The sequence below is a fragment of the Citrobacter sp. FDAARGOS_156 genome (assembly GCF_001559235.2).
Classification (GTDB): Bacteria; Pseudomonadota; Gammaproteobacteria; order Enterobacterales; family Enterobacteriaceae; genus Citrobacter; species Citrobacter youngae.
The window spans coordinates 2095108-2108071 of the sequence record NZ_CP014030.2; the positions used below are offsets into that span (position 1 = coordinate 2095108).

At 51.8% G+C, this 12964-nt stretch carries 9 protein-coding genes; 6 read left to right on the plus strand and 3 right to left on the minus strand.

All coding sequences use genetic code 11. The features are described from left to right. The first annotated feature begins 214 nt into the window (after positions 1–214). Positions 215–271, plus strand: a complete 57-nt coding sequence (locus AL515_RS24090) for a type I toxin-antitoxin system Ibs family toxin (protein ID WP_225807939.1) — start codon at positions 215–217, stop codon at positions 269–271. A 99-nt stretch (positions 272–370) separates the two neighbouring features. Here AL515_RS24090 and yegD read toward each other — a convergent pair whose 3' ends face one another. Continuing rightward, the gene (gene yegD / locus AL515_RS10100; protein ID WP_061067669.1) at positions 371–1723 is read right to left on the minus strand and encodes a molecular chaperone; all 1353 of its coding nucleotides are present in this window, start codon (positions 1721–1723) and stop codon (positions 371–373) included. Between the two features lie 136 nt (positions 1724–1859). On the opposite strand from yegD, the gene alkA reads away from it, so the two are divergent. After that, positions 1860–2729 carry a DNA-3-methyladenine glycosylase 2 gene (gene alkA, locus AL515_RS10110; protein ID WP_048212048.1) on the plus strand — a complete coding sequence of 290 codons (870 nt, stop codon included), beginning with the start codon at positions 1860–1862 and terminating at the stop codon, positions 2727–2729. Here alkA and AL515_RS10115 read toward each other — a convergent pair. Beyond that, positions 2697–6026: a diguanylate cyclase gene (locus AL515_RS10115; RefSeq protein WP_061068811.1), complete on the minus strand. Its 3330-nt coding sequence runs from the start codon at positions 6024–6026 to the stop codon at positions 2697–2699. The genes alkA and AL515_RS10115 overlap by 33 nt on opposite strands. 315 nt (positions 6027–6341) lie before the next feature. On the opposite strand from AL515_RS10115, the gene udk reads away from it, so the two are divergent. The 3 genes from udk to asmA all read left to right on the plus strand — a co-directional run bounded on the left by udk (position 6342) and on the right by asmA (position 9535). Further along, positions 6342–6983: a uridine kinase gene (udk, locus tag AL515_RS10125; RefSeq protein WP_005128328.1), complete on the plus strand. Its 642-nt coding sequence runs from the start codon at positions 6342–6344 to the stop codon at positions 6981–6983. 91 nt (positions 6984–7074) lie between these two features. Further along, positions 7075–7656 (plus strand): dCTP deaminase, encoded by a 582-nt coding sequence (dcd, locus tag AL515_RS10130; RefSeq protein ID WP_003036774.1) that lies wholly within the window; start codon positions 7075–7077, stop codon positions 7654–7656. A gap of 25 nt (positions 7657–7681) precedes the next feature. After that, on the plus strand, positions 7682–9535 hold the full coding sequence (asmA, locus tag AL515_RS10135) for an outer membrane assembly protein AsmA (protein WP_061067670.1): 1854 nt from the start codon (positions 7682–7684) through the stop codon (positions 9533–9535). Between the two features lie 44 nt (positions 9536–9579). On the opposite strand, the gene AL515_RS10140 is transcribed toward asmA, so the two are convergent. Continuing rightward, positions 9580–11163, minus strand: a complete 1584-nt coding sequence (locus tag AL515_RS10140; protein ID WP_048212046.1) for a TerC family protein — start codon at positions 11161–11163, stop codon at positions 9580–9582. Positions 11164–11819: 656 nt separating this feature from the next. Here AL515_RS10140 and AL515_RS10145 point away from each other — a divergent pair. Further along, entirely contained in the window at positions 11820–12959 is a 1140-nt protein-coding gene (locus AL515_RS10145; RefSeq protein WP_061067671.1) for a polysaccharide export protein, read from the plus strand. The last annotated feature ends 5 nt before the right edge of the window (positions 12960–12964 follow it).

A 12964-nucleotide genomic window follows, 5' to 3' on the forward strand; every position in this document is an offset into this window, starting at 1 on the left:
AAAATGGAGGAATTATGAAACACTGTCGGGATTCGTCTGAATGACGGCGCGGCTTTGCGAGGCATTACGCAACAATTTGCGGCGAAAATAGCGAATGCGTCATTGTGCGTTAGAGTGCGGTCAAGGCAAAAGGAGGTAAGCCAAAGATTTCAGCGGGATGCTGGAACGGGAAAGCCCCTCCCGAGGAAGGGGCCAAAATAAGGAAAGGGTTATGATGAAGTACGTCATCATACTGGTGGTACTCTTAGTCATTAGCTTACCGGCTTACTAAGACACCAGGGGGAGGGGAAACCTTCCCTAACCCTCACTCCTGAAAATAAGCCACAGTAACGATGATGTCAATACGCGCACCTTTGAGCCTGCGAGCCGCTTAGCGGAAAACAACGTCAGCCCAGCGGGCCAGTCCGGCGGTGACAGAGCCGAAATCATCGCCACCGGCGATAGGGATCCCCGGAAGCTGTTCAGCAAGGGCTTTTTTAATCAGCGGTGAACGGGCGCTACCGCCGGTCAGATAAATGACATCCGGTTTTTCCTGCACGTTATCCAGCGCTAAGTGAACCTGCTCAAGAATACGTGCCAGCGGTTGATTTAACGCCATTTCCAGTCCTTGCTGGCTGATAGCGGTGGCCAGCGCTTCGCTGATAAACGGCAGTGCCGCGGTAATGTTTGTCTGATCAGAAAGCGCAATTTTGCTCTCTTCTGCGCTGCGTACCAGGCGATAACTCAGGCGTTCACGCCAGACTTTAAGCAGCAGCGCCACTTTGTCTGCTTCACGCGCGTCGCGGACAAGATCGTTGAGTAAACGTCCATTGGCGGTACTGTAGAAATCACTTTGCGCGGGAACATCGTTGATCGCGACCGCGTTCCACCAGGGTAAAATCGGCAATGCGATGCCTTTTTCCGTTTCGCCGCCCATGCCCAGCAGTGGCATCAGATGTTTAAAGGCTAACGCAATATCCAGATCGTTACCGCCCACGCGGCAGCCGCTGTGTCCCAGCAGGCTGTTTTCGCGATCGGCGCGCTGATGCCATTGCGGCCCCATCAGCAGTAGCGAACAGTCAGTGGTGCCACCGCCGATGTCCACCACCAGTACGCGTTTTTCTTCCTGCAAGGTTGCTTCAAAATCCAGACCCGCGGCTACCGGCTCGTACTGGAAGACGACATCCTGAAAACCGGCGCGTTTGGCCGCACGTTCCAGAATACCCTGCGCCTGGGCGTTGGCGTCATCACCGCCTAACCCCTGGAAGTTGATCGGGCGACCGATAACGGCCTGGGTGATCGCTTCCGGCAGCTGGTTTTGCGCCTGATTGCGAATATGCAGCATCATCGCGCAGACCAGATCCTCAAACAGCGCAACCTGCTGCGGCTTCAGACCGCTGGCACCCAGGAATGATTTTGGCGATTTAACAAAGTACACCTCTTCCGGGTCGTCAATGTATTGCGCCAGTGACGCCAGACCAAACTGCACGCTATTGGCGCTAACATCGATGTCTTCATCGCGGTTATAGCGCATTGCACGACTCAGTAGCGCCTGTGTTTCGGCATCCGTCGTGGGGACATCATGATGGCGATACAACCATTCGCTCACCGCTTCGCGCGTAGGCGCACAAAGCATTGAGGGCAGTAACGTGCTGTTGTTTTCCATTTTGAGCAAGTGTGGCTGCCCGTCACGCATTACGGCTACTGAACAGTTTGCCGTACCGTAGTCAAAACCAATAAACACCGTAGAAATCCCCATGCCAGTGAAGAAGGGGCGTGACTTTAGCGAAATGTCGCCGCCCCGACAACTGGAATATGAAAGCAAGGCGTATCGATTGAATACTGTTTATGCTGTAGGTTTAACTAAAAAGGACACCTGAATGTTAACACTGAGCTGGCAGCCGCCCTATGACTGGCCCTGGATGCTAGGGTTTCTTGCCGCCCGTGCGGTGGATGGCGTCGAAACCGTCGGGGAGCTGTATTACACCAGAAGCCTGGTTATCGGTGAATATCGTGGACTGGTGAGCGTAGTGCCTGACCTGAAGACACACCAGCTGCAGGTCAGGCTAAGTCCGGGGTTACAGCCCGTTGCGCCAGAATGCCTCGCCAAAATTGAGCGGTTATTCGATCTTCGCTGTTGCCCACAGCATATTGCTAACGCGCTGGGCAGCCTGGGCGCAGCGCGTCCTGGACTGCGGCTGCCTGGCTCTGTCGATGCCTTTGAACAAGGTGTGAGGGCGATATTAGGCCAGTTAGTTAGCGTTGCAATGGCGGCAAAACTGACCGCGAAAGTTGTACGCGCCTACGGTGACAGGCTTGATGACGCGCCTGAGTATGTTTGTTTTCCCACACCACAAGCGCTGGCTGCAGCTGAGCCTTTGCATCTGAAAGCCTTAGGGATGCCGCTCAAACGCGCTGAAGCGCTCATTCATCTGGCACGAGCAATGCTCACCGGAAGGCTTGCATCGGTTGCACCAGTTGATATTGAGCAAGGCGTAAAGCACTTACAAACGTTTCCCGGTATAGGGCGCTGGACTGCCAATTATTTCGCGCTACGCGGTTGGCAGGCGAAAGATGTTTTTCTTCCTGACGATTATTTGATCAAACAACGCTTTCCGGGCATGACACCAGCCCAGATCCGGCGCTATGCCGAGCGCTGGAAGCCGTGGCGCTCCTATGCGTTATTACATATCTGGTATACAGAAGGGTGGCAGCCGTCAGTTGATAGCGAAGTTGCTGGTATTGAGTAGCAGATCCAACGGCTGAGCATCAGCAATGATGTCGCCGTAGATCATATCAATACCGATACCAGAAAGTGCGTCCATAATAAGCGGCATTTGCACGGGGCCGGCGATCGTTTTGATATCCAGTCGCTGTGCATGACCCTGGATAATAGAAACCCACATTTCATCCATCAGGTTGCCGTGAACACTGGCGCTGATCTCGCTGTCGAGTAACAGGTAATCGACGGTGTGAAACTTCAGGTTTTCAACAATCTCTAAGTCGCGTCCGACCTGGCTTAAAATAATCCGACAACCCGCGTGACGAAGTCGCTGAATGGCCGATAGGCTCTGAGCTGGATGCGATTTCATCACTCCGGCTGGAATGGTCAGGTGTAATAAGCGTGGTGGTAGCGGACTATGCTGCAACTGCGCCAGAAGTTCATCCACAAGTTCGGTACTCAACAGTCCGGCGGCAGAAAGGGGCAGGGCAATACTGAGCCCCTTACTGGCAATCGCCGTCGCTGCATGCTGGAAAAATTCGTTAAAAACCCGGCGGTCAAGCGCATGATTAAGCGTGGGGTCAACGAGTCCGGTACGGAAAATATGCTCTTCGATAACATCACCGTCCTCTGTTCCCAGGCGCAGTGAGAGTAGCCAGAAGCTGAATGTCTCAGGAATGCGTGGAGAGGCCACTCCCCGGGCGATCATGAGCATCGGGTTGTGCGCAATAATGTGCTTCTGTTCATCAAACGACAGCAGTTCCCGTGAGGCGTGCGTCTGACTTTGCTGGGGTTCATACACGCAGACCCGGCCACGCCCACTATTTTTGGCGGCATAACAGGCGATATCTGCCTGAGACATGACCTCAGTCGCGACATGATTTTTCTCATCGATCAGCGTAATACCCGCACTGGCGCCTATGCGGTGCAGACGGCCTTCCCACCTGAACTGATACTCGTTGATGGCGCTGATAATACGGCCTGAGATAAAGCGAGCGCTTTCGATGTTGCAATCCGGCAGCAACAGGCCGAATTCATCGCCACCGAGACGAGCCAGTACATCGCTGGTACGCAGCATGCTGAGCATCAGAGAAGCCAGTTCGCGCAGCAGGGCATCGCCTGCAGCATGGCCCGCGCTATCGTTCACGGCTTTAAACCTATCCAGATCGATAAAGACCAGAACATGGCGCTGATGCGTATTGTGTACGGCTTGTAGCAATTGTTTCAGATGGTTCTCGAAGCTGACCCGGTTAGCAAGATGGGTGAGGTCATCATGCGACGCGCTGTAGCTCAGTTGGCGTAACATCTTACGCGACTCGGTGACATCCTGAATGACCAGTACGGAGCCAATGCTACCACCGTCAAGGGTACTGAGTGGCGTAATGCTGTACTGAATGTCGTAACTGCTGCCGTTACGGCAATGCAGAACCACCTCCTGCTCTATGGCAGTACGCGACATATCGGCACTGTAGATGTTTTCCATCAATGGGCCGTTATCGCCAAAGGTAATTCGCAGCACTGTCAGTAACGGAATACCTATCGCGTCGTCCTGCTGCCAGCCGCTCATCTTCTCGGCAACCGGGTTCATGAAGGTCACGTTCATGTCGACATCGATGCAAATCACCGCTTCGCCGATTGAGTCCAGCGTGATGTGCAGGCGCTCTTTTTCCTGGTACAGCGCTTCGTTAAGCTGCTTCACTTCGGTCATATCCAAATTGATACCGAGTAAGCGTTCAACTTCTCCGTCTTTATTCAGTACCCGGTTAGCCAACGAGCGGATATGGCGTACGCCGTCACGTACTGCAATACGAAATTCGAGCTTAAAGGGAATTCGTGCGGCCAGAGAGTCGCGAATCACATTTTCAGCATGCTCGCGATCTTCCGGTACGACGCACTCGTACCAGACTTGCCAACTGGGTTTGATATGTAGCGGGACTTCATAGAGATCGAACATGCGCTTATCCCAACTGATCACGTCGGGTTGCAGTTCCCACTCCCAGATACCGATACCGCCCGCTTCGTTGGCGAGGGTAATGCGTTCCATCAGCCGCTTATTCATCCACTCGGTGTGCTTCAGGTCGTTTATGTCTTCAACCTGTGCAATAAAGTAGAGCGGGGTGTTGTCGCTGTGGCGTACCAGCGAAACGGCCAGCAATGCCCAGACAACGTCGCCCGCGCGCGTGTAATAGCGCTTTTCCATGGAGTAACTGTTGATTTCACCACGGACCAACATGCCGAGTTGTTCGAGGTCGTTATTCAGATCTTCCGGCCAGGTGAGCTGCTGGAAGGTCAGCGCTCTCAGCTCTTCCTGACTGTAGCCAAGAAACTGACACAACGCTTTGTTTGCCTGTAACCACTGCCCTTCGGTACCGACCAGCGCCATGCCAATCGCAGAATATTCCATAGCATTACGAAAACGCGATTCGCTTTCCGAGATGTGTTTTCGCTCGGCCCGAAATGCGTACATCACCATAGTCATCATGTTGGCTGGCAACAGAATCATCAAAAACGGCAGCCACGGAATACTTGTCATCACATTCGCTTTCGGGGTGTAGAGCAGCGATGGGTTGGCAGCCAGCATCAGAGAGACCATCAGGATGGTGCTGAGGAAAATTAAAAATGCTTCCATACGCGGCAAACGGACGGCGCTCCACATCAGCAACACAATGACGCAGGTAAACGGCCACGGCACGTACATCATGGAGAGCCAACTGAACGTTAAGGTGACGAGCAGCGTGATGAGGGTCTCAAGCAGTAAACGTGGATCGCGGTGGCGCAGCAGATAATGAGGCTTGAATAACAGACCTAATGGCACCAGCGCCAGCGCGCCGATGGATTCGGAAAGCACCCAAATGAGAAACGTATTTAACGAGGTTCCCTCCGGGAGCAGTAGCCACATCAGCACACCACCTAACAGCGGAGGGATGACGGCGCTACCCAAGGCCAAACGCGCCCAGTCATTCAGATTCTGTAAAGGGTTATACCATGGGAGCAGTTTGCGCAATAACATCGCGCCGGCGACCGCTTCAATAATATTGATGGTCGTATAAGTATAGTTAAGCGAACCTCCAGGAAAAAACAGCAAAGACGCGCCGATGCTGCCGAATGAGCAAGCCAGCGCTATCCCGGGCCACATTTTTCCTGCATGGCGGTAAAACGCCACCATCATGATTGAGGTTGGAAACCAAAGCGGTGCCAGTTGGGTACCGAAGCGCGACAGCTCCAGCGAAAATAGCGTAAAGATAAATGCTACCAGACCTAAACTGGCCAGGCGCAGCAGAGGATGGGGTAGGGTAACTAAAACATGTTGGAATTGTTTACTCATTACCACTTTACCCAAATAGCCGATGTCGGCCAGCAGAGTTACCGGCCGCATCACGTTTAATCTTCGTTTATGCTAGTACAAATAATTTACAATTTATACGCCAGTTGCTCATAAATTAACACGCCCAAGCCATTAATTCCTAAGGCGGGTGAATAAAATTTGAGCCTGCTTTAAAATTAACCGTTTTAATTTGCGACAGGGAAAGCATTGGTGCAGCCTGGGCTGGCATCGCGCTGCTGAAATCCCTATAATTGCCGCGTTTGGCGTTTCGACGCCGCCCTTCCTTACATCCAGGTTAATCAGGTCGCTAAATTTATGACTGATCAGTCCCATCAGTGCGTCATTATCGGCATTGCCGGCGCATCGGCTTCCGGCAAGAGTCTTATTGCCAGTACCCTTTATCGCGAATTGCGTGAACAAGTCGGTGACGAACATATTGGCGTTATTCCCGAAGACAGCTATTACAAGGATCAAAGCCATCTGTCGATGGAAGAACGCGTAAAAACGAACTACGACCATCCGAACGCGATGGATCACAGTTTGCTGTTTCAGCATCTGCAAACACTTAAACGTGGTTCCGCCATTGAATTGCCCGTTTATAGCTATGTTGAACACACGCGCACACAAGAAACTATTCATATTGAACCCAAGAAAGTCATTATTCTGGAAGGCATTTTGTTGCTGACGGATGCACGTTTGCGTGATGAAATGAACTTCTCTATTTTTGTTGATACGCCGTTGGATATTTGCCTGATGCGCCGTATCAAACGGGATGTGAATGAACGTGGTCGTTCAATGGATTCGGTGATGGCGCAATACCAAAAAACCGTACGTCCGATGTTCCTGCAATTTATTGAGCCTTCAAAACAATACGCCGATATCATCGTGCCTCGCGGGGGTAAAAACCGCATTGCTATCGATATTCTGAAGGCGAAAATCAGTCAGTTCTTTGAATAAGTTCAGCGAATTGTGTACCGTTCAGTGATAACCTGGTTCACCCTTAACGCGCCTGGCATTAAGGGTTTGAAGCACGAAAGGAGAAAGTGCCATGCGTTTATGTGACCGAGATATTGAAGCCTGGTTGGATGAAGGTCGTCTGTCGATCAATCCACGTCCTCCTGTCGAGCGTATCAATGGCGCAACGGTAGATGTGCGTCTTGGTAACAAATTTCGTACGTTCCGCGGTCATACGGCGGCGTATATCGATTTGAGCGGACCGAAGGATGAGGTCAGTGCTGCGCTTGACCGCGTAATGAGTGATGAAATTGTCCTCAAAGACGGTGAGGCGTTTTTCCTGCATCCGGGTGAATTAGCGCTGGCGGTAACTTTCGAATCCGTTACGCTGCCTTCCGACCTTGTTGGCTGGTTAGACGGCCGTTCTTCGCTGGCACGTCTGGGCCTGATGGTACACGTTACGGCACACCGTATTGATCCGGGCTGGTCGGGGTGCATCGTCCTGGAATTTTACAACTCAGGAAAATTACCGTTGGCTCTGCGCCCCGGTATGCCGATAGGGGCACTGAGCTTCGAACCGCTTTCCGGTCCGGCAGCGCGACCTTACAACCGTCGCCAGGATGCGAAGTATCGCGATCAGCAGGGCGCGGTAGCCAGCCGGATCGATAAAGACTGAGTGTTTTCAGTCCATTGGGGATAGCATGAGACGATTTCTGACGACGCTGATGATTCTTCTGGTCGTGCTGGTGGCCGGTTTCTCTGCGTTAGTATTGTTGGTTAATCCGAATGATTTCCGCGCATACATGGTGAAGCAAGTTGCGGCGCGTAGCGGATATCAACTGCAGTTGGATGGTCCTCTGCGCTGGCACGTATGGCCCCAGTTGAGCATTCTCTCCGGGCGCATGGTGCTAACGGCCGAAGGTGCCAGCGAACCTCTGGTTCGTGCCGACAATATGCGTCTGGACGTCGCCTTGTGGCCGTTGTTGAGTCACCAACTCAGCGTAAAGCAAGTCATGCTCAAAGGCGCGGTGATTCAACTCATACCTGAAACCGAGGCTGTGCGCGGAGTCGATGCCCCTGTTGCGCCAAAAGATAATACACTGCCGGATCTGGCAGAGGATCGTGGATGGTCGTTTGATATCGCTCGCCTGCGCGTGGCTGACAGCGTTCTGGTATTCCAGCATGAAGACGATGAACAGATAACGGTTCGTGATATTCACCTGAATATGGAACAGGATGCCCAGCATCGTGGAACGTTCGATTTCACCGGCCGCGTTAACCGTGACCAGCGCGACCTGACGTTGTCCATCAGTGGCGCTGTCGATGCGTCTGACTATCCGCATGATTTAGTCGCCAATATTGAGCAGCTGAGCTGGCAGTTACAGGGCGCTGACTTGCCGCCGCAGGGGATCCGCGGCCAGGGTCAGCTTCAGGCTCGGTGGCAGGAAGAGAAAAAACAGCTCAACTTTACGCAGATTAACTTAACTGCTAATGACAGTTCACTCGCCGGGCAAGCTCAGGTGACGCTGGCGGAGAAACCCGCATGGGACGTCAATCTGAAATTCGGCCAGCTCAATCTGGATAATCTGATTGTACAGCATGATGCTCTGGCGGCGACAGATACCGGGGCACAGCAGAGTCAGAGCCAGTCGACGCTGGCGCGACCAGTTATTTCCTCGCAGGTTGATGCCGTCTCTTATCAGGGGCTGCAAGGATTTTCCGCCAACATTGCACTACAGGCGGATAAAGTTCTCTGGCGGAAAATGGCATTTGATCATGTTTCTGCAAAAATCGTCAACCAGGCTGGCTTGTTGAATATCAATGAGTTGCAGGGGAAAAGTGACGGTGGATTGATCTCACTTCCAGGTTCGCTGGATGCCAGAAAAGGCTCACCACGGGCAGTCTTTCACCCACGGCTGGAAGGCGTAGAAATCGGCACTATCCTGAAAGCTTTTGACTATCCGATAGCCCTTACTGGCAAGCTGTCACTGGCTGGCGATTTTTCGGGCTCTGACATTGATGCGCAGGCATTTCGCCACAGCTGGCAAGGACAGGCCAATGTTGAGATGAGCGGCACGCGTATGGAAGGCATGAACTTCCAGCAACTGGTGCAACAGGCGGTTGAACGTAGCGGCGGTAATGCAGGCTCACAACAGGATTTGGATAATGCGACGCGGCTGGATCGCTTTGTGACCGATCTGACGCTGGATAACGGCAAGGTTACGCTGGATAACATGGAAGGGCAGTCTGCCATGTTGGCGCTTTCGGGTAAGGGCACGTTAGATCTGGTTGAGCAAAATTGTGATACTCAGTTTAACGTGCGCGTGCTGGGCGGATGGAATGGGGAAAGTAAATTGATCGATTTCCTCAAAGCGACCCCAGTTCCGCTCAGGGTCTATGGTAAGTGGCAGTCGTTGAACTATAACCTGCAGGTGGACCAACTCTTGCGTAAGCATATGCAGGATGAAGCGAAACGCCGATTGAACGACTGGGCCGATCGCAACAAAGACTCTCGCAACGGCAAAGACGTTAAAAAGCTGCTGGATAAACTTTGAACCCTGGTGCCGGATGGCGGCTTCAGCCCCATCCGGCATGTCGCTTATACCTCGTAATCCATCTCTTCTTCACTGCGCAGTGGTATCAACTGGACTTTCTGCACTCGATGGTTTTCTACTTGCAAGGTTTTCAGCAAATAGTCGCCAACCTGTACTTCCTCTCCGGTTTTCGGGATGCGCTGCAGATACTCCATTAACAGCCCGGCAATGGTGTGGTACTCACGTTTCTCATCTAATGGGATCGGGACATACTGCACCAGGTCTTCAAGCGGCATATGGCCGTTTGCCGTCCACGACCCATCGGCATTTTTCTGAATATCATGACGAGCGTCGATCTCTTCGACTTCATTTGGCAAGTTACCCGCGATGGTTTCCATCACGTCGCTGAGCGTCACAATTCCTTCCACCGAACCAAACTCATCAGCCACAAAAGCGAAGTGTGTACGGGCATTACGGAACTGCTCCAGCGCAGGAAGAAGCGGCAGGGTTTCCGGGAATACCAACGGCTGGCGAAGTAAGACGCGCAAATCGAGCGGTTCGCCACGCAGCGACTGTTGCAGAAGGTCAATTACATGCACCACACCGAGCAGTTCTTCCTGTTCATCTTCTCCGGTTACGACCAGGCGCGTATGCTGGTTTTTCTCCAGTAGTGTGCGAATTTCTGCTTCCGGAGCATTGAGATCAATATGCTCGATATCATGGCGTGACGTCATGATACTGCTGACGGTTCGCTGATTAAGGTTCAGTACGCGCTCAATCATCCGCCGTTCTTGTGGTGCAAAAATCTGGCCTTCATGATGATCCGCCAACATAGCGGCAGTTTCGGCATCCAGCTCGGCATCTTCTTTTTGACCGCTTATCAGACGCATCACCGCCTCGGCGGTACGCTGGCGTAACGTGTGGTTAGCCGACAGGAAGCGACGACGGTTAAAAATAGCCAACTGGTTCAGGGCTTCTATCATGACCGAGAAGCCGATAGCCGCGTACAGATAGCCTTTCGGTATGCGAAAACCAAAGCCTTCCGCGACCAGGCTGAAACCAATCATCAACAGGAAGCTCAGGCACAGAATAACAATAGTTGGGTGGCTGTTAACAAAGCGGGTCAACGATTTACTGGCCAGCATCATCAGGCTGATGGCAATGATCACCGCCGCCATCATGACCGCCAGATGATCAACCATACCAACAGCGGTGATCACCGAGTCCAGTGAGAAAATGGCATCAAGTACCACAATTTGCGCGACCACGCCCCAAAATTTCGCACCCCGACGTTGGGTGGGATTGTCGCTGTCTTTCCCTTCCAGCCGTTCGTTGAGCTCCATCGTCGCTTTAAACAGCAGGAAGAAACCGCCGAACAGCATGATCAGGTCGCGGGCGCTGAAGCTGAAGTCCCGAATGCTGAACAGAGGTGTGGTCAGCGTCACCAGCCATGATATTGATGCCAGCAGCAGCAGGCGCATAACCATCGCCAGCAGTAGCCCGGTAATACGCGCCTTATCCCGCTGGGATGGCGGGAGTTTCTCCGCGAGGATGGCAATAAAAACAAGATTATCAATGCCAAGAACGAGTTCTATCACGATTAGCGTGACGAGTCCGGCCCAGATTGACGGATCGGCAATCCATTCCATAGTAAATGCTATACCCATAGTTATATGACAATTGTCACAATTCGATCATGGGTAAAACCGACGAAAAATGCAATGGCGAGAAGGGATTTCTCTGCCCTTTATATCAGGACAGAGGCGAGATAATAGTCGGAAGGTAACTGCAAGAAATGGCTTTATTTATGCAGTTATATTTAGGAAATATCGCAGGCTGGATATTTATATATTAACATTGTCAACATCAATAAAATCCTAAAAATATACATACCTTATGCTTAATATTAATCTTAAAAGGCTACGTTTCAGGGCTTGTTATCTTGCCTGCTATTCGGTTAGCTGCAACAATTCTTCCCGTAATAATCAAAAGAGAAATATGTTGCCAGTATCGCACCATGCTATTACTGATGGGCAGGCGCTATGAATATGATGACGACAGCGAGGATGGTAAAAATATAAATTAATCAGTGCATTGGTAGCCAATAAAGCCAGGGGCGGTAGCGTGCCTGGTCGCCTGATGATAAACCTAAATTATTCTGTCAAGAGACTGCAGATGGATTCATTTTTTTTAGGACTGATGCCAGTTAAATTTCTATTCAATTAACGGCAAGGTGAATGCAAACAGGCGTAATCGCTATTTAAAACGCACGTGATAATGACTCTGCCAAAGTGATAAATAATCAATGATGAAATCCAAACTTAAATTGATGCCAGTATTGGTGTCGGTAATATTGATCAACGGTTGTACCGTGTTTCCGGGCAGCAATATGTCTACCATGGGCAAAGATGTGATTAAGCAGCAGGATGCCGATTTTGATATCAACCGGATGGTGAATGTTTATCCGCTTACCCCTCGACTGGTTGAACAATTGCGTCCGCGACCGAATGTTGCTCAACCTAATATGTCGCTGGATCAGGAGATCTCCGGGTATCAGTACCGGGTCGGACCCGGCGATGTCCTGAATGTCACCGTCTGGGATCATCCCGAACTCACCACGCCTGCGGGACAGTATCGTAGCTCAAGCGATACAGGAAACTGGGTGCAACCTGATGGCACCATGTTTTATCCCTACATTGGCAAAGTTAGCGTGGTGGGAAAAACGTTGGCAGAAATTCGTAGTGATATTACCGGGCGCTTAGCGAAGTACATCGCAGACCCGCAGGTGGACGTTAATATCGCCGCATTCCGCTCGCAAAAGGCATATGTCTCCGGGCAGGTGAATAAATCCGGTCAGCAGGCCATCACCAACGTACCTCTTACTATCCTTGATGCTATTAATGCCGCAGGCGGCCTCACAGAAGCGGCCGACTGGCGCAACGTTGTGCTGACTCACAAAGGGCAGGAGCAACGCATTTCACTGCAAGCGCTAATGCAAAATGGCGATCTGAGCCAGAACCGTCTGCTCTATCCTGGCGATATTCTGTTTGTCCCACGAAATGACGACCTGAAAGTGTTCGTGATGGGTGAGGTGAAAAAACAGAGCACCCTCAAGATGGACTTCAGCGGTATGACACTCACCGAAGCGCTGGGTAATGCGGAGGGCATCGACCTGACCACCTCCAATGCCAGTGGCATCTTTGTTATTCGTCCATTAAAAGGCAAGGGTGGACATAACGGCAAGATAGCCAATATCTACCAGCTTGATATGTCTGACGCGACATCGTTGGTGATGGCGACCTCTTTCCGACTCCAGCCTTACGATGTGGTGTATGTCACGACCGCGCCGGTTGCTCGCTGGAACCGTTTGATCAATCAGTTGCTGCCGACCATTAGCGGTGTTCGTTATATGACGGATACGGCCAGCGACCTTCACAACTGGTAATCGCC

What these genes read in the sequence shown, in the direction of transcription:
- AL515_RS10140 (WP_048212046.1), bottom strand. Translation starts at nt 11,163, where the DNA reads ATGGAATGGATTGCCGATCCGTCAATCTGGGCCGGACTCGTCACGCTA.
- udk (WP_005128328.1), top strand. Translation starts at nt 6,342, where the DNA reads ATGACTGATCAGTCCCATCAGTGCGTCATTATCGGCATTGCCGGCGCA.
- asmA (WP_061067670.1), top strand. Translation starts at nt 7,682, where the DNA reads ATGAGACGATTTCTGACGACGCTGATGATTCTTCTGGTCGTGCTGGTG.
- dcd (WP_003036774.1), top strand. Translation starts at nt 7,075, where the DNA reads ATGCGTTTATGTGACCGAGATATTGAAGCCTGGTTGGATGAAGGTCGT.
- AL515_RS10115 (WP_061068811.1), bottom strand. Translation starts at nt 6,026, where the DNA reads ATGAGTAAACAATTCCAACATGTTTTAGTTACCCTACCCCATCCTCTG.
- AL515_RS10145 (WP_061067671.1), top strand. Translation starts at nt 11,820, where the DNA reads ATGATGAAATCCAAACTTAAATTGATGCCAGTATTGGTGTCGGTAATA.
- alkA (WP_048212048.1), top strand. Translation starts at nt 1,860, where the DNA reads ATGTTAACACTGAGCTGGCAGCCGCCCTATGACTGGCCCTGGATGCTA.